Annotated in this window: 17 protein-coding genes; 8 read left to right on the top strand and 9 right to left on the bottom strand. The window is 59.6% G+C overall.

The window, feature by feature from the left end; all coding sequences use genetic code 11:
* Window positions 1–161: 161 nt before the first annotated feature.
* Both JIN84_RS19525 and JIN84_RS19520 read right to left on the bottom strand, forming a co-directional pair.
* A complete protein-coding gene (locus JIN84_RS19525; RefSeq protein WP_200352750.1) occupies window positions 162–425 on the bottom strand; it encodes a hypothetical protein in 264 nt (87 codons plus the stop codon).
* 21 nt (window positions 426–446) lie between these two features.
* Complete coding sequence (locus JIN84_RS19520) at window positions 447–1,382, bottom strand: RluA family pseudouridine synthase (RefSeq protein WP_200352749.1); 936 nt, start codon at window positions 1,380–1,382, stop codon at window positions 447–449.
* Window positions 1,383–1,459: 77 nt separating this feature from the next.
* Between JIN84_RS19520 and JIN84_RS19515 the strand changes: the two genes are divergently transcribed.
* Window positions 1,460–3,859: a serine/threonine-protein kinase gene (locus tag JIN84_RS19515; protein WP_200352748.1), complete on the top strand. Its 2,400-nt coding sequence runs from the start codon at window positions 1,460–1,462 to the stop codon at window positions 3,857–3,859.
* A gap of 103 nt (window positions 3,860–3,962) precedes the next feature.
* Here JIN84_RS19515 and JIN84_RS19510 read toward each other — a convergent pair whose 3' ends face one another.
* Both JIN84_RS19510 and JIN84_RS19505 read right to left on the bottom strand, forming a co-directional pair.
* On the bottom strand, window positions 3,963–4,949 hold the full coding sequence (locus tag JIN84_RS19510) for a glycoside hydrolase family 43 protein (RefSeq protein WP_200352747.1): 987 nt from the start codon (window positions 4,947–4,949) through the stop codon (window positions 3,963–3,965).
* A gap of 13 nt (window positions 4,950–4,962) precedes the next feature.
* Window positions 4,963–5,691: a pseudouridine synthase gene (locus JIN84_RS19505; RefSeq protein ID WP_200352746.1), complete on the bottom strand. Its 729-nt coding sequence runs from the start codon at window positions 5,689–5,691 to the stop codon at window positions 4,963–4,965.
* A 232-nt stretch (window positions 5,692–5,923) separates the two neighbouring features.
* Between JIN84_RS19505 and lepB the strand changes: the two genes are divergently transcribed.
* A complete protein-coding gene (lepB, locus tag JIN84_RS19500) occupies window positions 5,924–6,412 on the top strand; it encodes a signal peptidase I (RefSeq protein WP_200352745.1) in 489 nt (162 codons plus the stop codon).
* A 144-nt stretch (window positions 6,413–6,556) separates the two neighbouring features.
* On the opposite strand, the gene secA is transcribed toward lepB, so the two are convergent.
* The 3 genes from secA to JIN84_RS19485 form a co-directional block, all read right to left on the bottom strand.
* A complete protein-coding gene (secA, locus tag JIN84_RS19495) occupies window positions 6,557–9,760 on the bottom strand; it encodes a preprotein translocase subunit SecA (RefSeq protein ID WP_200352744.1) in 3,204 nt (1,067 codons plus the stop codon).
* A gap of 131 nt (window positions 9,761–9,891) precedes the next feature.
* Entirely contained in the window at window positions 9,892–10,680 is a 789-nt protein-coding gene (locus JIN84_RS19490; RefSeq protein WP_200352743.1) for an SDR family oxidoreductase, read from the bottom strand.
* Window positions 10,681–10,814: 134 nt separating this feature from the next.
* Complete coding sequence (locus tag JIN84_RS19485; protein ID WP_200352742.1) at window positions 10,815–11,687, bottom strand: SDR family oxidoreductase; 873 nt, start codon at window positions 11,685–11,687, stop codon at window positions 10,815–10,817.
* A gap of 144 nt (window positions 11,688–11,831) precedes the next feature.
* Here JIN84_RS19485 and JIN84_RS19480 point away from each other — a divergent pair, with 144 nt between their 5' ends.
* From JIN84_RS19480 to JIN84_RS19455, 6 genes are all read left to right on the top strand, one after another.
* Window positions 11,832–12,221 (top strand): winged helix-turn-helix transcriptional regulator, encoded by a 390-nt coding sequence (locus tag JIN84_RS19480; RefSeq protein ID WP_200352741.1) that lies wholly within the window; start codon window positions 11,832–11,834, stop codon window positions 12,219–12,221.
* Window positions 12,222–12,277: 56 nt separating this feature from the next.
* Entirely contained in the window at window positions 12,278–13,246 is a 969-nt protein-coding gene (tilS, locus tag JIN84_RS19475; protein WP_200352740.1) for a tRNA lysidine(34) synthetase TilS, read from the top strand.
* Window positions 13,247–13,423: 177 nt separating this feature from the next.
* Window positions 13,424–13,822: a thiol-disulfide oxidoreductase DCC family protein gene (locus tag JIN84_RS19470; protein ID WP_200352739.1), complete on the top strand. Its 399-nt coding sequence runs from the start codon at window positions 13,424–13,426 to the stop codon at window positions 13,820–13,822.
* Window positions 13,823–13,876: 54 nt separating this feature from the next.
* On the top strand, window positions 13,877–15,172 hold the full coding sequence (gene hisS / locus JIN84_RS19465; RefSeq protein ID WP_200352738.1) for a histidine--tRNA ligase: 1,296 nt from the start codon (window positions 13,877–13,879) through the stop codon (window positions 15,170–15,172).
* 47 nt (window positions 15,173–15,219) lie between these two features.
* Window positions 15,220–17,028: an aspartate--tRNA ligase gene (aspS, locus tag JIN84_RS19460; protein WP_200352737.1), complete on the top strand. Its 1,809-nt coding sequence runs from the start codon at window positions 15,220–15,222 to the stop codon at window positions 17,026–17,028.
* Between the two features lie 200 nt (window positions 17,029–17,228).
* Complete coding sequence (locus tag JIN84_RS19455; protein WP_200352736.1) at window positions 17,229–17,678, top strand: YiiD C-terminal domain-containing protein; 450 nt, start codon at window positions 17,229–17,231, stop codon at window positions 17,676–17,678.
* An 8-nt stretch (window positions 17,679–17,686) separates the two neighbouring features.
* Here JIN84_RS19455 and JIN84_RS19450 read toward each other — a convergent pair whose 3' ends face one another.
* Both JIN84_RS19450 and JIN84_RS19445 read right to left on the bottom strand, forming a co-directional pair.
* Window positions 17,687–20,008 (bottom strand): WD40 repeat domain-containing protein, encoded by a 2,322-nt coding sequence (locus tag JIN84_RS19450; RefSeq protein WP_200352735.1) that lies wholly within the window; start codon window positions 20,006–20,008, stop codon window positions 17,687–17,689.
* A gap of 21 nt (window positions 20,009–20,029) precedes the next feature.
* Window positions 20,030–21,004, bottom strand: coding sequence for a D-2-hydroxyacid dehydrogenase (locus tag JIN84_RS19445; RefSeq protein ID WP_200352734.1), 975 nt, complete (start codon window positions 21,002–21,004; stop codon window positions 20,030–20,032).
* Between the last annotated feature and the right edge of the window lie 84 nt (window positions 21,005–21,088).

The raw sequence follows: 21,088 nt of genomic DNA, 5'->3' as shown, positions 1-21,088 counted from the left end.
GAAGCGAGCTGCCACCGGGAGCGCGGAATCCATTCCTCGCGAACGGCGGGAGGCCTGTGGGTTTCAGGAGCGGGGTTGCCGGATCATCAGGGCCGGAACTTCCATTTGAAAAATGGCGGCCTTATTGTCGCCCTTTTTCACCTTCGACCGGCGAGGAATTTTCATGACGGGTCTCCGTCTTTCTCTTCTTCAAAGGGCAGCTCATCCAACGCCGCGCGGTAGGCCTTTTCATTGAAAGGTTTGCGCGTCTCATTCATGTTGTCGATTTCCTCGCCGAGGCAGAGGGCGATCTGGGTTTTCGCCTCGGTGGCCTCGATGCCAAGCGCGACAAGCCTGTCGAGTGTGTTGGAGACATAAGGGGTCTCGGGTGAGACAAGCTGTTGCTCGATGGCCGCGAGAAGGTCGGGAAGGAGATCGTCGTTCATAGGATGAATGTGGGAGATTGTTCAGTGGTGCGGAAGCGCTTTTCCACCCGGGAGATCGAGCCACTGGTTGTATTCCGGCGGGATGGGAGCTTCGAATTTCATGTTCTTGCCCGTGACCGGGTGCTGGAAGCCGAGCCGCCACGCATGGAGCATGAGCCGGCCGGTTTGTTCCGACGCCTTGCTGGGTTTTCCGTAGATCGGGTCTCCGACGAGCGGAGTGCCCTTGTGGTGCATGTGGACGCGGATCTGGTGGGTGCGGCCGGTGTGGAGGTGGCAGAGCACCAGCGAGGTGAGGGTGGCGGCGTCCGTCGCGAGGATCTCGTAGTCGGTGATGGCTGTTTTCCCGCCGGGTGGATTGACGACCGCCATCTTCTGGCGGTTCACCGGGTGGCGGCCGATGTGGGTGAAGATAGTGTCTTTCTCCGGTTTCGGGATGCCTTGGGCGACGGCGAGGTAGAGCTTCTCCATCGTGCTGCGTTCGGAAAACTGGTTCACGAGCGATTGGTGCGCGACGTCGGATTTCGCGACAACCAGGCAGCCGGAGGTGTCCTTGTCCAGGCGATGGACGATTCCCGGCCGCTCGACTCCGCCGATGCCGGAGAGCCTGCCCTTGCAATGATGGAGCAGCGCGTTCACCAGCGTGCCGTCCGGATTGCCCGGAGCGGGGTGGACGACCATCCCGGACGCCTTGTTCAGGACCACGAGGTCGTCGTCTTCAAAAATGATGTCCAGGGGGATGTCCTGGGGGGCGTTGTCCAGCGGCACCGCTTCCGGCAGAACGATGGTGATGCGGTCGCCGAGCTTGACGGAGTCGCGCGGTTTGGCCGGGTGTCCGTTCACCTGGATGTATTGCTCGCGGATGAGGGTCTGGATGCGCGAGCGCGACAGCTCCGAGAGGCGTGCGGCGAGAAACGCATCGATGCGCTCGCCCGGACTGTCTTCGACTTGGATTTCCACGTCGCGATTCTCTCCGTAGGAAAAACTGCCGCAAGTTTCAAGTTTCCACGGCTCCATCGCGTAGATAGCATATGCCCATGCCGGAGCGCACCGAAATCATCGCCTACTGTCATTCCTGTGGAAACCCGATGAACGTCGCCGCTGTCGCTCCATTTTCCAATGTCGAGTGTCCGACCTGCGGCAAACACACGCGCGTCAAACGCGAATTCGGCCCCTACACGCTGGTCCGCCGGCACGCGGCGGGCGGCATGAGCATGGTTTTCGTCGCCCACGACAACACGCTCGACCGCGAGGTGGCGTTGAAGATTCTCAGCGAGGACTACTCGGCGGATGAGAAGCGCATCGCGGCCTTCGAGGAGGAGGCGCGCATCACGGCTTCGTTCAGCCATCCCCATGTCGTGCGGGTGCTGCGGACGGGAAAATCCTTCGATCGTTTCTACATCGCCATGGAACTCGTTCCGGGCGGACATTTCGAGCACCAGATCCGCGAGCGCGGGAAGATCCCGGAAATCGAGATGCTTCCTCTCGCCATCCAGGTCGCCCAAGGACTGAAGGCCGCGCACGCGGCGGGCCTGATCCATCGGGACGTGAAGCCCGGCAACATCCTGTTGGACGCCGAGGGACACGCCAAGCTCGTGGACTTCGGACTGGCTCTTGTCACGCAAGGGGGGAAAGCGAAGGCGGCGGAGTTGTGGGCGACACCGTACTATGTTCCGCCGGAGACCATCGAGGGGGATGCGGAGGATTTCCGTTCGGACATCTATGCTTTTGGCGCCACCCTTTATCATGCCCTGGCGGGTTACCCTTCCTGTGGTGAGGAGACGATGGCCACGGACATCCTGCGGGAGGCGAAGAAACAGGTCATCCCGCTCGGCACCGCGGACCCCACCTTGTCGGAAGGCACCTGCCGGATCGTCGAACGCGCGATGGCCTATCAGCCGAGGGACCGTTACGCGTCGTATGACGAGATGATCGGCCAGTTGGAGAGCGCTCTGAAAAGATTGAAATCGGGCAACGCCGATTCCGCGGAGTCGTCCGCCAACGCCGCACGCCGGAGGGCGAAGAAAAAACAGGGAGAGTATGTCACTCTCGGTGCCGCAGCTGTGGTGTTGTTGGGAGCCGCATCCGCAGGGATCTGGTGGATCACCCGCGAGGAACCCGCCCGCGACATGGAAAAGCCGCTCTCATCCACGACATCACCTGCGGTTCCATCCTCGAATCCCGCCGCAGCCGTGGAAATCGCGAAGAGCTACCGGGAGGCCCGGGCCGCCACGGAAGCGCGGGACTATGAGAAATCCGCTCCTGCATTCATCGCGTTGAGCGAAAATCCGTCGCTGCAGGAACCCACGCGGACCTGGGCGGGAGTCGAAGCCGTGCTCGCCTTGCTTCTGGATGGAAAATCCAACGCGGCGAAAGAGCGGGCACAAGCGACGGCCGTCCATGCGTCGGGCCTGCCTGACGAGCGGAAAATTTCATCAGGACTGCTGATCATGCTCGAAAAAATCGACGAGCGTCCGGGAATCCCTGCGAAGGATATTGATTTCTCCCCCGGCGACGCGGCACATGTCATCGGATGGATGCTCGCGGGTTTGAAAAATTGGGAACAGGGCATGCCCGGGGAGGCGAGCGTCTTTTTCGACGCCGTGGCCGCCGCGAAAATCTCTCCGGATGAATCGTGGCTCGGCATCTATCAGAACCTGGCACGGGAATATCTGGAGGATCGTCAGGCGTTGACGGCACCTGTTTTTGAGGAATTTCCCGCCGATCTGGCGGGTTGTGAGGCTGCGAGAAATGATCTCGACGGCATCCTCGCCAAATTGAAAACCCGGGGACGCGCGCGCTTCGATGTGAGGGCGTGGCAGCTCGATCTCGCGAGACACGCCAAACTCCTCAGAAATCCGAAACCCGCCGTCCTTCCGGCCGCCGCCCCGGAGGCTGAACCGGAGCCGGTCACTGGGGATGAAAAAACTCCCTTGGCCAAGCTCGAGGAATTCGCGAAACATTGCCAATTTTCCGAAGGGGTTGCCTATCTGAAATCTCTTACGATCGACCCGGAAGGAGCGTCCCGCGCCTCGCTGATCATGGTCACGGAAGCCTGTGCCGTCTTCCTGGGGGATTTGGAGACAGATCTCACCCGTGAACCCGCGGAAGGCGAGTTTCTCATGAAATCCGGCGAAACCGTGCGGAGGATTTCCAGCACCGTGCTCGGCATGCTCACCGTCACCGGGACGGATGGCCAGATACGCCCTGCGAAATGGGAGGACTTTTCGCCGGACGCGCTCATCTATCTCCACCGCTATTTCGTGAAGAACTCGAAGAGTGAACCGGAACGGCTCCGCCGCCACGAATATGCGATCTGCTTCGACTGGCTTGCGGGAAACCGCGAACGCGCGCTGAACGCCGCCGTCCAGTTGTCGACCACCAGCACGGCCTTCAGGAAACGTTGGGAAAGCATCCTGAGCGGTCTGCCGAAGTGACCGGCCGCACCGGTTTTTCCGTGGTCATCAGTCCGGGCCGGGGCCCTTGGTGGAGGGTGGTAGAGGGGCTGGCCGGTGGCCAACCCCGCCCTGAAAGGCCCTGTCAATCAATCTTCAGCGCCTTCACCCCTTCGGTGGTGATCTTGATGGGTTTGATATGGCCCTCTTCGTCGAAGAACATTTCCTCGATGCACGTCTCACGCGAGTTCGCGCCCTTCTCCGTGATGGGACGCCGGTGATAGACCGCGAACCAGCGGTCCTTGCCCGGCACGTGGATCACCGAGTGGTGCCCCGCTCCGTTGGCGATCGCCGGGTCTTGTTCGAGCACCTTCGCGATCCGTTTGAAGGGACCGAACGGGGAATCCGCGATGGCATAGGCTACGCAGTAGTCCGGGCCGGTCCAGCCGCCTTCCGACCACATGAAATAGTATTTCCCGCCGCGGATGAACATGAACGGCCCCTCGACGTATCCCTGCGGGGTGATTTCCTTGAAAATCGTTCCGTCCGCCTGGGGGATGAAGCCGGTGAAGTCGTCCTTGAGCTTGGCGATGTTGCAGTGCCTCCAGCCGCCATAGATCAGGTAGTGCGAACCATCGGCGTCCCTGAAGACGAACTGGTCGATGGGTTGCGCGCCGTTGTGGAATTTGTCGACGAGCGGCTTGCCGAGGTAGTCCTTGTAGGGACCCTGCGGCTTGTCTGCGACGGCAATGCCGATGCCGCCCGGTTGTTCGTCGTTCTGAATGTCGTTCGCACCGAAAAAGAGGAAATACTTGTCATCCTTCTTGATGATCGACGGTGCCCACATCGCGCGGTTCGCCCATTTGATCTCCTTGTTGGTGAGAATGTTTTCGTGCTTTTTCCACTTCACGAGATCGTCGGAGGAAAACGCGTCGAAGTGGATCTGCTGGTCGTATGGAGCGGAGAAGGTCGGGAATATCCAGTAGGTCTTGTCGAAGATGATGCCTTCCGGGTCCGCATACCATCCGGGGAACACCGGGTTGCCTCCTTTCTTCGCATCGGGAGCGGCGGTGGCGTTGAGGGTCAGGGCGAGGGCGGGGACCAGACGGGCGAGCATACGGGTGAATCTCATGCCCGCATGTTCGTCAAATGGGGCGGACTGTAAAGGTCCGCGATGGATGATCTGGAATGAAATACGAGATTTCATCTTTTGCCAGATGACGATACTCTCCCTCTGGCAGTGGTGCCAACACCAGTGGCCCGATGCTTTCGCGGTGCAAGCCCACCACCTGGTTTCCCACCGCGTGGAACATGCGCTTCACCTGGTGGTAGCGCCCCTCGTGGAGGGTCAGCAGAGCCTGGTGGTCATCAAGAATTTCCAACACCGCAGGGCGTGTAGTCAGGTCCTCGTAAGCGAAGTAGATTCCGGCGGCGAAAATGGCGGCGGTTGCCGGAGAAATGGGATCGCGTGTTTTCACCCGGTAAACCTTGGAAATTTCTTCCTTCGGTTCGGTCACGCCTTTCGACCAGCGTCCGTCGTTGGTGAGCAGGACCAGACCGGTCGTTGCACGGTCCAGCCGCCCTGCGAGATGCAATTCGTCTTTCAGGGGATGGTTGATCAGGTCGATGACGGTGGGATGGAGCGGATCGATCGTCGCGCTGAGGTAGCCGGCAGGCTTGTGCAGCATGAGATAGACCGCCTCCTGTGCCTGCAGGATTTCATCACCCAGCTCGATCCGGCTGAAACGGTCGATTTTCCGCAGGCCGCTGGTCTCTATTTCCCCATCCACCCGCACGGATTGTTCAGCCAGCAGCCGTGCGACTTCCTTACCGGAATGGGTGCCCCGGCGGATGAGGTAACGGTCGAGTCGCATGGGGGGATCAAACGACGGGATCCTCGCGATACTCAAGCGTCCATTCCTTCACAAGGCGGACCCAGGCCAGGGAAATTTGATGAATGATGATTTCAGATGATGGATGGAGCTTGCACGGATCAGGGAATTGTGTCCCAAACTTGAATAACAGCAGGTCACGGTCCGTGAGAACGAGTGGATGGAGACCGAACCCGGCCTGATATCATCCTGTTCCCCCCATAGCCGAACGAATATGAAAAAATGGCCCCTGATCCTCTTCGCAACCGTGTGCGTGCTAGGCCCGTCGATCTGCTTTTTTTCGCTCTATTTGAGCGGATACAGGCTTTTCATGATTCCCGGAAAAGCAATGGAACCCACCATCGCTGATGGCGAACGGACGGTGGCACGGCTGTCCGAGAATTATAGAAAAGAAATCAAACGGTTTGATATTGTGATCTATAGCGATGGCCGAACACCTCCTACCCTGAGAGCCAGGCGTGTGGTGGGGTTGCCCGGTGAATCGATATCGGGATCGGCGGCGGGAATCAGCATCGGGGCCATACCGATCAAGATGCCCTCCGGATTCAGGGTTGATGATATCAAGGACCGGCCTTTCCTTACGAAAATTCCCTCCGATTGTGTTTATCTCTTGGGAGACAATCCCCGCGAATCGTTGGACAGCCGTTACACCGGACCGCTTCCTCTCAGGTTGGTTGTCGGAAAGTTGCCTTTCAAACACTAGGATTCCACGAGAAGGCGAAAGCAAGAGACTTGCTCCACGGGTATCCGGTGAATCAGACCTTGCTCCCTATTGCCAAAAAGGGAGCTGGTCTCTGACAGGGACCGGCGACAAGCGGAGCCTTAGGAGCGGACCGGGGGATCCAATTCAGATCACCTCGCCCTGTGACTCCTCTTCTTTTCCGCAGCAATCCTTGAACTTCTTGCCGGAGCCGCATGGGCAGGCGGCGTTGCGACCGGTGGTCTCGATCGAGAAGCTCGGCTTCCGCTTGGGCAGATTCAGCTTGAGCTTGGTGCCTTCCGGTGAAGGAAGCGCGGAAGGGTCGAGATTTTCGGAGCTGCCTGAGGTGGCGACGTTGTCGTGGGTCAGCGCGGCTTCGCCGCCGTGGAGTTCCTGCGGGGCGCTGTGGAGCTGGCGCAGGAAGGCTTCGAGGTTCGCGGCCGAGCGGAAGAGGTTTTGCAGCGCTTCCTGCTTGATGGAGTCCATCAGGGTGACGAAGAGGTTGTATGCCTCGTTCTTGTATTCCACGAGAGGATCCTTCTGACCTTGGGCGCGGAGACCGACACCTTCCCGGAGGGCGTCCATGTTGTAGAGGTGGGCCTGCCATTGCTTGTCGATGGCGACAAGCACCATGCGGCGCTCCTCCTGGTCCAGCACTTCCATCGGCAGGTCGCCGACACGGATGCCATAGGCCTCCTTGACCTTGTCCACGAGGAGCGCGGAGATCGCCTCCTCGTTCTGGGCGTTGAGGAAATCCCCCTCGGTCACATTGACGGGCAGGGTGGCGTTCACCCAGTGCATCAGCTCGTTGTAGTCGGGGGTGTCCTGGTCGCGGTCGGAGAGATATTCCCGGACCTTGGCAGGGATGGTTTCGTCGATGATCTCGTTGACGAGGTCACGCGGGACCTCGGTGGTGAGCACCTCGTTGCGATAGCCGTAAACGACCTCGCGCTGGAAGTTCATCACGTCGTCGAAATCGAGAACGCGCTTGCGGCCGGTGTAGTCGCGTTGTTCGACACGCTTCTGGGCGGTTTCCACCGAGCGGTTCAACCACGAGTGTTCGAGGGCTTCTCCCTCTTTCATGCCGAAGCGCTCCATCATGGCGGTCATCTTGTCCGCCGCGGCGAAGTTCCGCATGAGGTCGTCCTCGAATGAAATGAAGAACTGCGAGCGGCCCGGATCACCTTGGCGCGAGCAACGGCCGCGGAGCTGGCGGTCGATCCGGCGGTTCTGGTGACGTTCGGTGCCGATGACAAACAGTCCGCCCGCTTCCGGCACACCCGCGCCGAGCTTGATGTCGGTTCCCCGGCCCGCCATGTTGGTGGAGACGGTGACCGCCCCGAGCTGTCCTGCGGCGGAGACGATTTCCGCTTCCTGCGCGTGGAACTTGGCGTTCAGCACGGAGTGGGCGATCTTCGCACGCTTGAGCATGCGGGAAAGGGTTTCCGAAGATTCGACAGACGCGGTGCCGACGAGCACGGGCTGGCCCTTGGCGTTCGCTTCCTCGATTTTCGCGATAACAGCGTTGAATTTTTCGCGGCGTGTCTTGAACACCTGGTCGTTGTCGTCGATCCGGATGTTCGGCGTGTTCGTCGGGATCGGAAGCACGTCGAGACGGTAGATGTCATGGAACTCCGCGGCTTCTGTTTCGGCGGTGCCGGTCATGCCCGCGAGCTTCTGATAAAGACGGAAGTAGTTCTGGATCGTGATGGTGGCGAAGGTCTGGGTCTCCTTTTCGATGGAGACGTTTTCCTTCGCTTCCACGGCCTGATGGAGGCCGTCTGACCAACGGCGGCCCGGCATTTCGCGGCCCGTGTTCTCATCGACGATGATGACCTTGTCGTCCTTCACCACGTATTGCACGTCCTTTTCGAACACGCAGTAAGCCTTGAGGAGCTGTGAGATGTTGTGGATTTTCTCCGCTTGGGAATCCATCCGCACCTGAAGGTCTTCCTTTGCGAGGATCCGCTGCTCGTCGGTGAGTTCGCGGTTCGTATCGATATCCGCGTAGAGGGTGCCGAGGTCGGGCAGGGTGAAGGATTCCGGATCGCCGGGGGAGAGATATTCACGGCCGATCTCCATGAGGTCGGAGTCGTGACCTTTTTCATCGATGATGAAATAGAGTTCTTCCTTGAGGGCGAAAAGTTCCTTCTTTTGTGCGTCCTGGTGGAAGGAAAGCTCGGATTTTTCGAGCAGCTTGCGCATCTCGGGCTCCTCCATGAAGCGCATGAGCTGGCGGTTGCGCGGTTGGCCGAGCTTGATCTTGTAGAGCGCGCGGCCCGCTCCGACGGTGTCGCCGGAATCGAGCATCTGCTTGGCCTCGGCGGCGAGCTGGTTGCAAAGCTCGGTCTGCTTCTTCACCAGCCTCTCGACGAGCGGCTTGTATTTGTCGAACTGGTGGGACGACTGGGTGGAGGGACCGGAAATGATCAGCGGCGTGCGGGCCTCGTCGATGAGGATGGAGTCCACTTCGTCGATGATGGCGAGGTAGTGGCCGCGCTGGACCTGTTCGTCCTTGGTGGAGGCCATTCCGTTGTCACGCAGGTAGTCGAAGCCGAATTCGGCGTTCGTGCCGTAGGTGATGTCGCACGCATACTCGGAGCGGCGCTCCCATGGGGGCATCTGGTTCTGGATGGTGCCGACGGTCAGGCCGAGGAAGCGGAAGAGGGAACCCATCCATTCCGAGTCCCGTTTGGCGAGGTAGTCGTTGACTGTGACGACGTGGACTCCGAGGCCGGTCAGAGCGTTCAGGTAGACGGGTAGGGTCGCAACCAGGGTCTTGCCCTCGCCGGTCTGCATTTCCGCGATCATGCCACGATGAAGGGCGATGCCGCCGATGAGCTGTACGTCGAAATGGATCATTTCCCATTTCAGCGTGTGGTCGTTGACGAGAATCTCGCTGCCACACATGCGTCGCGCGCCGTTTTTGACCACGGCGTAGGCTTCCGGCAGGATTTTTTCCAAATACTTCGCACGGGATCTCGGGAACTCCGCTTCGACCTCATGGAAGGCTGCCTTGGCAGCCTCGATGGACTCCGCCGTCGCAAGCACTGTGGAAGGAAGGGAGGAAAATTCACCACGCAGGGCGGCGATGCGGACTTCCAACGCTTGGGCGGTGGCGCGCAGTTCGGACTCATCCATCCGCTGGACAACCGGCTTCGGCGGCGCGTCAAGGACGTGGTAGCGGGCGAGGTCCGCCTGCCATTTCGCCGTGAATTCACGCAGTTTTTCGACAGGCTCGCGCTGCAGGGCCTCTTCAATTTCATTGATGCGGGCCACCGTCGGGCGGATGCGGCGCACTTCGCGCTGGTTCTTGCTGCCGACGATTTTCTGGAGAATCCACTTGATCATATAGGAAGGGGTAGGGGCGGAATCGCCCGCCGCGCCGCAGGCGATACACCATCAGTTCCAGAGGTGCAAGCCCGGCCGCGAAGCGGAAATTTAGGCGGAAACGGTCCGCTGTAAATCCCGGAGTTTGCTTATTAAATGGTCATCGCCTGGAAGCCGCCGTCCACGATCATTTCGATGCCGGTGATGAAGGAGCCGGCCTTGTCCGAAGCGAGCAGCAGCGTCGCGCCGATGAGCTCCTCCGCATTGCCGAAGCGTGAGGCCGGAGTCTGGCGGAGAATGTCGAGCACGCGGGACTCGTCGAGCACCTTGCGGTTTTGTTCCGCAGGGAAAAAGCCGGGGACCAGCGTGTTCACGCGGATGTCCTTGTCCGCCCACTCGCGGGCGAGGTTGCGGGTGAGGTTGTGGACCGCAGCCTTGGAGGCGGAATAGGTGAAGACGCGGGAAAGGGGATTCAGCCCGGAAATCGAGCCCAGGTTGATGATGGAGGCCGGGCGGGATTCGTCCACGAAGTATTGGCCGAACACCTGGCAGGCGCGGAAGACCGCGGACAGGTTCGTGTCGATGATGCGCTGGTATTCATCCTCCGGGATTTCAAGGAAAGGCGTGGGTGAGTTCGTTCCCGCGCCGTTGATGAGAATGTCCACCTGGCCCGAGCGTTCCAACACGGTGTCGAGGAGCGCGTGAAGCGACTCGCGCGACGTCACATCCACCGGAACGTAATAGCCTTTTCCGCCGAAAGACTCGATCTCCGCCAACCGCTTCTCCGCCTTTTCGGGAATCCGGCCGCCGAGCACGACTTCCGCACCCGCACGGGCCAGACCGACGGCCATGGTGCCGCAAAGTTCACCAGTGCCACCAATGATGACGGCGGTTTTTCCAGATAGGTCGAAGAGGTCTTTCAGAAATGCTGCGGTTTGCATGGCCCGAAGTTTCATGGCAATTCCGGCATGTGCCAAGCAAAGATTCCGAAGATGAAACGACTGTTGGATTTTTTGAAAATCCACGCGTGGATCGCCCACCGAATCTCTCGATCCGGTGGAATTTTTTCAAATAATCAGACGTGATCCTTGAGAAAATCGCTGAGGGTGGTGGGTTGTTTGCCTGTGAGATCGCGTACGGCGGAGGTGAGGACGTTGAATTCTCCTTTCGCCTGCGCCGTATCGAATGTCGCGAGCAGCCGGGCGAAAATGTCGGGCAGACCCGCGTTGAGAAGTGCGTGGGTGAGTGTCGCTTCATCGGTGGCGATGGCGGAAACGGGTTTTCCGGATAACCCGCTGATGATGGAAGCTGTCTCGTCATGGTCCAGCAGTTCCGCGCCGCTGATTTCGATGATGCGGTTACCGGAAAAATCAGATTCCAGTGCGGCCGCGGCAGCTCGTGCGCAATCTTCCCTCGTGGCCATCGCGATTTTCCCTCCCGCTGCCGCGTGGAACCACTGGCCGGACGACAGGATTTGGGGCAGGGACATGAGGAGATTGTCCATGTAAAGGGTGTTTCGCAGAATGGTATGCCCGAGTCCCGAGGAAATGACCGCCTGCTCCGTCTCATGATGATCGCGCAAGGCGATGGACGCGGAATCCGGGGATGCGTTCGTGGCGGAGGTGTAGATGATGTGTTTCACCCCCGCGTCGATGGCCGCCTGGATCGCGGCGGTGTGCTGGATGAGCCGGCGGCCGGGTTGGTCGATGGCATCGGTGCTGACGAGGAGCAGGCGGTCCACTCCGGCGAAGGCTGTGGCCAGGGTTTCCGAACGATTGAAGTCGACCGCCCGGGCTTCCGCTCCTTTTGCGACGAGGTCGGCGATTTTTTCAGGATCACGAGATCCTGCGATGATATTTCCTTTTCCCGAGGCGAGAAGGAATTCAACGGTCTTGCGACCGAGGTGTCCGGAGGCTCCGGTGACGAACAAGGTGGGGCGTGTGCTCATGATGGTTGTTATGGTTTGACGTGATACATCGGACTCGGTATGATTTGGTGAGTCGGTTACGAAAAGATACCGATTCGCAAATTTCCCACAAGAGGGGTCTTTTTTGTCAGTCAGTTACGCAAAAGTAACCGTCCTTCAAACTTCATGAACCTGAATTTCCCACCTGTCGAGCGAGGCACGGACCATGCCCTGCAGTGTCCCATCCGTGATGTTCTGGATCGCATCGGAGACCGCTGGAGCCTGTTGATTCTCGCAACGCTTTCCCGGGGCACCATGCGTTTCACCGTTTTGAAAAGGGCGGTGGGGGATATTTCCCAACGCATGCTGGCACAGACGTTGAGGACCTTGGAGCAGGACGGGCTGCTCACCCGCAAGGTTCATCCCAGCATTCCACCCAAGGTGGAATACACGCTGACGCATCTCGGAGAGTCGTTGCTGGAGAAGCTCACACCGCTTTTTCATTGGGCGGAGGACCATCACGAAGAGGTCAAGGCGGCGAGGGCGGGATACGTGCCTCCGGAGTCATCGATGTGATGGAAGTCATGAAAATGGGGTTTGTCTGTGGGTTGAAAGGAGGCGAAAAACAATCCGTGCTTCCCGCGAAAAACATCCCTTGGTTCGCCACCGCCTCCCGGGAAGAACGCTGGCTGGTTGGCGTGTCCGGCGGTGCGGATTCCGTCGCGCTGCTGCATTTCCTGGTGGAAGCGGGATTCGAGAATCTCGTGGTGTGTCATCTCGACCACGGATTGCGTGGCAGCGCTTCCGCAGGTGACGCGGATTTTGTCGGAAACCTGGCGGCTGGATATGGAATTCCTTGTGAAATCGGTCGGGCGGACGTCGCATCGCGGATCAAAGAGCGGAGCGAATCACTGGAAACCGCGGCACGGAACGAACGCCATGCCTTCTTTTTCCGGTGTGCGGAGAAACATGACTGCCCGAGGATTCTTCTCGCGCATCATGCGGACGATCAGGCGGAAACCGTGCTTTGGAACCTCTTGCGCGGGTCGCACGGTTTGAAAGGCATGCGCGAGCGGTCCATGATGGCTACGAAAAAAGGGACGAGCTTGGAAATTGTCAGGCCGTTGTTGGGCGTCCGCCGTGCCGAACTGGTCGGATGGCTTACATCCCGCGAGCTTCCATGGCGCGAGGACGCCAGCAACGCGGAGCCCATCGCCATCCGCAACCGCCTGCGGAATGAAGTGCTGCCATTGTTGGATGAAATCACCGGGCGTGACTCCATCCAAGCCTTTGCTCGTGGGGCGGCGGACACCGAGGAGCGGGCTGCTCTTGAAGATTGGGCGTTTGTTCAGGCGGATGTCCTGGACCCGCAGGGGCGTTTGCATGTGCCCGCCTTACGGAAATTGCCTGTCTCCTTGCAGCGCCTCGCATTGCGGAAATTCCTCATTGATGACGGAGTCACGGCTGTGGATCGGGAGCTGTTGGAATCCGCCTTGGGCTTGTTGGATGTTGGAAACGCCCCGGTCATCAACTTGCCAGGCGGCGGACGGCTCCGGCGCAAAGAAGGAAGATTGTGGGTGGAAAAGATGCATGAGGAGTGAAGTCAAGGAGTGGCGATCTCCGAATCGCCATGTCCATGGAGCGTCAATGAGCCGCGCTGAAGCACTCCTCATTGTCATCTCATGGGCTGCGGCGGATCTGAGTCCGTCGCTCCTTGGGGCTTCGCGTTTTTGGTAATTTGCTTTGGTAAAGGTTCATCCACAGCCTAAGTTGCTTCCATGAGCTGGGTACTATTCTTCGACGGTGACTGCGCGTTCTGCTCGCGTCTGGTCCGTCGGGTGGTGGCGTTCGACAAGCGCGGACATGTGTCCTTCGCTCCTCTGCAGGGCAGGCTCGCGGCGGAACTCGACCTCACCCGCCATTCTGCGAAAACCGGCGGCACGATGGTTGTCATGAGCCAACCCGATGGGAAAATTTTCATGAAAAGCGACGCACTCATCGAACTCGCCCGCGCTCTCGGCGGTTGGTGGCGGGTGACGAGAGCCGCCCGGTTCATTCCTAAGCCGTTGCGGGACATGGTCTACGGTTGGATCGCGGACAACCGCTACCGGTTCGTGGGGAAATCCGACGTTTGTTCGCTTCCGGACCCGGAGGTCCGGAAACGTCTTCTTGAATAAGCGGCAATCCTGTCTTGAAAAGCGGGGAACGCCGTGCATCCTCGCCGCCCGCCCATGGCAGGACCCATTTTCCAAGCACTCCCAGGATTCCGCGACTTCACCCCCCGTGAATGCGCGGTTCGCAATTATTTGTTCGAGACCTGGCGCGGCGTGGCACGTCGATTCGGGTTTGTCGAATATGAGTCTCCGATCCTTGAGGACACAGGACTGTATTTGAAAAAATCCGGTGGTGAACTTTCCACGCAACTCTTTCGTTTTGAAGATCAGGGTGGACGTGATGTCACCCTGCGCCCCGAGGTGACCCCGTCGCTGGCCCGTATCGCGGCACAACACCAGCGGGATTTTCCCAAGCCTCTCAAGTGGTTCGAGATCGGCCAATGTTTCCGCTATGAAAAACCGCAGAAGGGAAGGGGACGCGAGTTCCACCAGTTCAACGTGGACATCCTCGGCGAAGCCGGTCCGTCCGCGGATGCCGAGCTGATCGCGCTTGCCATCGAAACCATGTTGTCCTTCGGATTCGTCGCCGGTGACTTCGTGGTGCGGGTTTCCGACCGCAAGGCATGGACCGACTACGCCGCCGCAAACGGTGTCCCGGAGGAACGTGTCACGGATTTCCTCAGCATCATCGACAAGATCGAGCGCGACAAACCGGAAGCGCTGGCGCAGAAACTCGCGGAATTTTCCCTCACGCCGGAAGACGTGCGCGGATTCATCGCCGATCCGGCGAACGCTTCCGCCGCTTATCTCGCCATTCAAGAGGACTTGGCCGCCCGTGGTTTCGGGGATTTCGTGGAGCTGGACCTCTCGATCGTCCGCGGACTCGCCTACTATACCGGCGTTGTTTTCGAGGTGTTCGATTCGAAGAAATCCATGCGCGCGGTCGCCGGTGGCGGTCGTTACGACACGCTCATCGCGACCATCTCGGATGGTGCCGCGGACATGCCGGTGACCGGATTCGCAATGGGAGACTACGTCATCCGGAACCTCATCGAGGAGACCACCCACGCCGCGATGCAGATGGAGGTCTGGCTCCAGCGCAACGCGGCGGCCTGCGACATCTACGTTGTCGTGGCGGATGAAACGAAGCGCGCCGAGTCCCTCCAACTCGTCACCAGCCTCCGTCGCGCCGGGATTTCCGCAGACCTGCCGCTGGCAAATGCCAAGGTCGGCAAGCAGTTCCAACACGCCGAAAAATGCGGCGCGCGTTTCGCCCTCGTTGTCGGAGCCGAGTATCCCGAACTCAAGCTCAAGGTCCTCGCCAGCCGTACCGAGGAATCCGGTTACGCCTCCACCGCCATCGACTGGCTCACCGACCGCCTGCTCCAACCCGACGGTCCATTGCTGGCTTGAACGCCGCACCGTTTAGAACCTAAGATTTTAGAATCAGAATTTCCTCCATGCGCACCCATCATTGCAACGAACTCCGCGAATCCCACATCGGTCAAACCGTCCAGCTCATCGGTTGGGTCAATTCCGCCCGTGACCAGGGTGGGGTGATCTTCATCGATCTCCGCGACCGCGAGGGGGTGACCCAGTGCGTGTTCCGCGCGGAGGTTTCCCAAGAGGCGAGCGATCTCTCCCACAAGCTGCGCGTCGAGGACGTGGTCCAGATCACCGGCACCGTCGAAGCCCGCCTGAAGACCGCGGACGTGGACACCACCAATGACAAGCTCGACACGGGAAAAATCGAAATCGTCGCAACGGAACTGATCATCGTGAACAAGGCGGACGTGCTCCCGTTCCAGTTGGACAAGGAGCTTTCCAACGAGGACCTGCGGATGAAATACCGCTACCTCGACCTGCGCCGCGCGCGCATGAGCAAGAACATCCGCCAGCGCAGCGTCATCACCTCCGCCGCCCGCCGCTATCTCGACGAGTCGGGATTTTTCGAAATCGAAACGCCCATCCTCTCGAACCCGACGCCGGAAGGCGCGCGCGATTTCCTCGTGCCGTCGCGCTTGAACCCCGGTCGTTTCTACGCGCTGCCGCAGGCACCGCAGCAGTACAAGCAGCTTCTGATGGTCGCCGGCCTTGAGAAATATTTCCAGATCGCCCGTTGTTTCCGCGACGAGGACCTGCGCGCCGACCGCCAGCCGGAGTTCACCCAGATCGACATCGAGGCAAGCTTCGTCAACCAGGAAGACATCATCAAGCTGGTGGAAGGCCTGCTGGCCGGCATGTTCAAGGCGGGACTCGGCATTGACGTGCCGAGCCCGTTCCCCCGCATGACCTACCGCGAGGCGGAGGACATTTACGGATCCGACAAGCCGGACACGCGCTTCGACATGAAGATCACTGATCTCGCGGACGTCTTCGCGGCCACCGAGTTCAAGATCTTCCGTGGCACGCTGGACGGCGGCGGCGTGGTGCGCGCCATCAATGCCAAGGGCTTCGCCGGCATCACCACCGGCCAGATGAACCGCCTGAACGAGATCGCGGTGCAGGCCGGACTTCCCGTGAAGAACCTCGCGTTCATCAAACTGGAGAACGGCGAATACAAGAGCCCGCTCTGGAAAATCTTCACCGATTCCGAGAAGGAAGCGGTCATCGCCAAGCTTGATCTGGCCGATGGCGACATCGTCTTCTTCGCCGCAGGTTCGCGTGAGAGCGTGAGCACGATTCTAGGTCGTGTCCGCACCGAGTGCGCCGTGATGATGGAGCTCAACAACGACCCGACGAAGTTCAACTTCCTCTGGGTGGTGGATTTCCCATTGCTCGCCCACGACGAGGAGTCCGGCCACTGGGTTGCCGTTCACCACCCCTTCACCCGTCCGCATCCGGACGACATCGAAAAGCTCGACGCTGGCGACTATGCCAATGTCCGTGCCGTGGCCTACGACGTCGTGCTCAACGGTTACGAACTCGGCGGTGGCTCCATCCGGATTCACGAAAAGGACTTGCAGTCGAAGATGTTCAGCGTGCTCGGCGTCGGTCCCGAGGAGCAGCAGGTCAAGTTCGGCCACTTGCTCGACGCCTTCCGCTTCGGCGCGCCGCCGCACGGTGGTCTCGCACTCGGTCTCGACCGCATCGCGATGCTTGTCGCCGGTGAGGACAGCATCCGTGAGGTCATCGCCTTCCCGAAAAACAACAAGGGAGCCGATCTCATGGCGCAAAGCCCGTGCACCATCGAGCACAAGCTGCTGCGCGAGGTTTACGTCCAGTCCACCTACAAGGATCCGAAGCTCGCGACGGAAGCCAAGGCGTGACCCGCCACCGGGAGCGCGGAATTCATTCCGCGCGAACCGGGGACTCTCCTCCCGATTCAATAGCCCCGCACCGGATCCATCCTGGTCGTGTCTCCTCTTTTGGAGTTCGTGGGAAATTTTCAGCCGCCGTTTTCGTGTGAGCCGGGGAAGCGTATGCTTTTCCGGAACTCGTGCGGAATGAATTCCGCGCTCCAATTTCCATGTCCAACGAAACACTCCGCCGCGAAACCGAAGCGTTTTTCCACGCGCAGATCCCCATCACCCGGGCGATGGGCGTTGCCGTGGAACGGTTCGATGCGGAGGCCTTGATCCTGACCGCGCCACTGGCGGTGAATCACAACCACCTCGGCACGGCGTTTGGCGGCAGTCTCAGTTCCATCGCCACGCTCGCGGGCTACGGCGTGTTGTGGATGCTGTTGGATGACCGGAACTGCCACATCGTTGTGAAAAGCAGCTCCGTCGAATACCTGTGTCCGGTGCATGGGGATATCCGGGCGATCGCGAGATGCCCGGATGAAACAACTTTTGCCGCTTTCAAAAACCGGTTCGGGAAAAAAGGCAAAGCCCGCATCCGGCTCCACGTCACCATCGAGGAAGGTGGCGAAACGTGTGTCGGATTCGAGGGAATTTTCGTGGCGTTGAAGGAGTGAGTTTCCGTTTATCTGGAAGGAGGCAACGCCTGTTTCCCGCTGAACCGCCAGCGGACCAGCGAGCCATACCCACGGACTGAGCCGGGTTTTCCGATCAATGCGAACAGCCCGTCCTCTACCGCGACCATTGAGGACACCCAATTGCCTGTATACGTCAATGACTTGCTTGAAATGCCGCTTTTCACATCCACCCGTGCGATTTGATCCATACCGCCTTCGAGGTAAAACGATGCTGAATCCGGCGAGAATTCCACGGCTGCCGCATGGGATGTTGTATTGACCCATCCGTCGAGAGACTGACCGGTCCGGGCATCCCACAACAACACTCTCGTCTCCTCGCCGACGGTTACCAGCCACTTGCCGTCAGGTGAAAACGCCGCCTGTTGAGGTACATCGGAATGCCCCCGCAGCACCGCCACCGGTGTGCCATTTCCCGGCTCGAACAAGTGGATCAGCCGGTTGAATCCGTCGGATACCGCAAACCGGGATCCGTCGTCAGCCATGGAAATCATCCCCAGTCCACGGATCGGCATCTTCTTGTTCCACGCCAGCGCCTTGTTCTCCAGGTCCCATACCGAGATTCCGATATCGTTGGCTTCCCTGCTGGCCAGCCATCTGCCCTTCGCATCGATCACGGATTCGTCCAGCGGCATCCCGTTCAATTTCACCGTTTGCAAGAGTTTCACCGGATCAACCTGCAATGTGCTCATCAAGGATCCGTTCGGATTCCGTATCAAAAGTGCTCCATCAGAAATCCGGAAGCTCACCATGGGACCCTCTCCCGCAACCTTGGTTTCCCCGACCACCTTGCCATCCGTCGCGTCGTGAACCCGCACGCGCCCGGTGCGTTCCGCGACGGCCAGCCATCTGCCGTCCGGACTCAATGCCAGTGAGGTCGTGGGCTCCTCCACCGGGACCTCCCAAGCAGGCTCGATCGACGGTCCGGAAAATGGCCGGATGCGCTTGATGGATATTCCAGGCAGTCCGAAATGCTCCCGCAGCAGGTTCCGGATCTCCGACTCGTTTTCTTCCTTGCACGCCATTTCCTCGACCACCGTTTTGCCTCCGAGTTCGTTCACCAGGCGTGCGAGATGGATTGTTTCCAATGGATTCATCCGCTCGAAACCCTCATGTGCCACGAGTTCTTTGACGGATTCCCTCCAGTCTTGAGGCGCCCTTCTGCGATACTCTTTGATGAAAACCGACTCAGCGGTTGAACCCGTCTGCTGGGTTTCCAGTTGATAGAACCATTTTACCACGAAATTCCTTTCCTGGGCACCACGGAGATCCAGAAGAGCTGCCATTGCCCGGGCTCGATCCCATCCCTGACTGTCTCGGTTCCATTCCCTGCAGGCTTCCCTGAGCCATACCCCCGCCATTTCAGGATCCACATCCGCTGCTGCGATGAAGTGACCCAACCCGCGCAATGCGGGTGCGTCCTGCTTGCGGAAAATCTCTTTCGCGTTCAGCAGGAGGAACCTTTTGCCTCGTTCCGGATCATCCAGCTTTGGATTCTGCAGTCCCGCACGGGTCCCGTCGGTCAGGAACGCCAGCAACGCGTCCGGTCCCAGCCGCTTCGCCATCGCTATCAAATCCTCCCGCGTGCCGAACAAGGTATTTTCCTCGGGTATCATCAACAGGTCATCCGCATGGCCGAACGCCAGCCAAGCCCGCACGGCGAAGGGACGGTTTTCCAGCAAGTCATCAACAGCCAGGATACATCCCGCCATTCTTTCTCTCACCGAGAATGATCCCCGCATGATCTGCCTCAGCTTGAATTCATACCAACCAAGCCAGTCCGGATTTCCCAAGCGTGGCGCACTCCACTCTTCGAAATCCACATTCCCGTGAAATCCCACGTTGGCCAACATCATCCTTACCACGTCGCCGACTTTTTCTTCCTCCACCTCGGGTTCGCGATTTTCCGCTTCCGTGTCGAGACTCAGGGAGGCGCTTGACCCGAAGAACGGGATCGCGGGAAAGGTGATGCCGGGGTCGCCCGACCTCGTATGTATGGAACGGAACGCCTGTGGATCGCCGGATCGGTATAGCTTGAGCAATGCCAGCATTCTCACCCGTGGATCGGAATGATCCACCAACCGCTTCATCTCCGCCATTTCCATCGGTTTCGCAAGCGTTTCCCTCAATGCGACGTCGTCAATAGGCTCGGAAGGTGGACGATCATGCAGGACATCCTGATATGAAACATACGGAATCACGCTAGCCAGCCGCACCAGATCCGCTTCCGACAATTTCCCATGTCCAGGGGCGACGGCGGAAACCCAGATACAGCCGGCAATCAGCGTGATTTGGTTTGGGAAGAATCTCATGGGTTCAGGGTGCCCACTTCCTCACATGATCCTATCCCGCAGGGGTTCACCCGCCAGATATAGATTGAGATTGGTGAGGAAATGGCGGACCAGTGTCCCGCTTTCATCGCCATGACCCCCTGCGATGTGCGGGGTGATGTGGCAGTTCGGCACGCTCCGCAGCGGGTGGTCGGCGGGGAGGGGTTCCGGTTCGGTCACGTCCAGCCAGGCGGCACCGAGGTGGCCGCTGCGGAGGGATTCCAGCAAGGCATCCTGATCCACCGTGGTGCCTCGGCCGATGTTGTGGAAGATGACCCCGGGTTTCATCTGGGCGAGGCGCTCCGCATTGATGAAATGTTGTGAGGCGGCGTTGTCGGGGAGGATGTTGATGACGTGGTCCGCCGTCGCCAACGCGGCGGGCAGTTCCTCCGTGGTCACCGTGGGGAATCCCTCGTCCCCACGAGGCTGGCGGCGCATGGCGGTGATTTTCATCTCAAAGGGGACCAGCAATTTCACCAGCTCGGTCGCGATGCCGCCAAATCCGAGGATGACGACGTGTTGTCCGCGCAACGAAACCGAGTTCGAACGCAGGCGGAACCATTCTTCCGATCCGTTCGCCGCCTGGCTGGCGAGGGCTTCCGGCAGCAGCCGGGATTGGGCAAGCATGAAGGCGAAGACGTGGTCGGCGCAGGCACGGGCATAGACGCTGGAGCTGTTCGTCACCACAATGCCCCGCTCCGCGACCAAGGCGCGGAATTCCGGAGTATCGTAGCGGGTGAAGCCCGCGGTGCTGATGTGCAGCCACTTCAGTTTCCCGGAACTCCGGATGCTGTCCAGGTCCGGCTGGCCGAAGGCGATGTCGGCAAGGGCGAACGCAGGATCGGGCTCGGGCTTGGCGAGCACGGAGGCGACCGCCTTTTTCGGAAACAGGATTTCATGCGGTGCCGCACCATCCACGAGAAGGCGGGCATGGTCGGCACTGAGCGGCGAATCGGAGAAAATGCGGTGTGTTTCCATGCGACGAGCTAGTGGGAATAAGGACGAGGTGGCAAGAATGGAGATCAAGGATGTTGATCGCCGATAGATGACCGTTTATTGAAG

The sequence above is a fragment of the Luteolibacter yonseiensis genome, assembly GCF_016595465.1.
Classification (GTDB): Bacteria; Verrucomicrobiota; Verrucomicrobiia; order Verrucomicrobiales; family Akkermansiaceae; genus Luteolibacter; species Luteolibacter yonseiensis.
The sequence above is the reverse complement of the archived record's forward strand: the minus strand, read 5'-3'. Positions and strand labels throughout refer to the sequence as shown.

Bases quoted from the DNA above. Each gene is read 5' to 3' on its own strand.
- JIN84_RS19525 (WP_200352750.1), bottom strand. From the start codon at position 425: ATGAACGACGATCTCCTTCCCGACCTTCTCGCGGCCATCGAGCAACAG.
- JIN84_RS19515 (WP_200352748.1), top strand. From the start codon at position 1,460: ATGCCGGAGCGCACCGAAATCATCGCCTACTGTCATTCCTGTGGAAAC.
- JIN84_RS19510 (WP_200352747.1), bottom strand. From the start codon at position 4,949: ATGAGATTCACCCGTATGCTCGCCCGTCTGGTCCCCGCCCTCGCCCTG.
- JIN84_RS19505 (WP_200352746.1), bottom strand. From the start codon at position 5,691: ATGCGACTCGACCGTTACCTCATCCGCCGGGGCACCCATTCCGGTAAG.
- lepB (WP_200352745.1), top strand. From the start codon at position 5,924: ATGAAAAAATGGCCCCTGATCCTCTTCGCAACCGTGTGCGTGCTAGGC.
- secA (WP_200352744.1), bottom strand. From the start codon at position 9,760: ATGATCAAGTGGATTCTCCAGAAAATCGTCGGCAGCAAGAACCAGCGC.
- JIN84_RS19490 (WP_200352743.1), bottom strand. From the start codon at position 10,680: ATGCAAACCGCAGCATTTCTGAAAGACCTCTTCGACCTATCTGGAAAA.
- JIN84_RS19485 (WP_200352742.1), bottom strand. From the start codon at position 11,687: ATGAGCACACGCCCCACCTTGTTCGTCACCGGAGCCTCCGGACACCTC.
- JIN84_RS19480 (WP_200352741.1), top strand. From the start codon at position 11,832: ATGAACCTGAATTTCCCACCTGTCGAGCGAGGCACGGACCATGCCCTG.
- JIN84_RS19470 (WP_200352739.1), top strand. From the start codon at position 13,424: ATGAGCTGGGTACTATTCTTCGACGGTGACTGCGCGTTCTGCTCGCGT.
- hisS (WP_200352738.1), top strand. From the start codon at position 13,877: ATGGCAGGACCCATTTTCCAAGCACTCCCAGGATTCCGCGACTTCACC.
- aspS (WP_200352737.1), top strand. From the start codon at position 15,220: ATGCGCACCCATCATTGCAACGAACTCCGCGAATCCCACATCGGTCAA.
- JIN84_RS19455 (WP_200352736.1), top strand. From the start codon at position 17,229: ATGTCCAACGAAACACTCCGCCGCGAAACCGAAGCGTTTTTCCACGCG.
- JIN84_RS19450 (WP_200352735.1), bottom strand. From the start codon at position 20,008: ATGAGATTCTTCCCAAACCAAATCACGCTGATTGCCGGCTGTATCTGG.
- JIN84_RS19445 (WP_200352734.1), bottom strand. From the start codon at position 21,004: ATGGAAACACACCGCATTTTCTCCGATTCGCCGCTCAGTGCCGACCAT.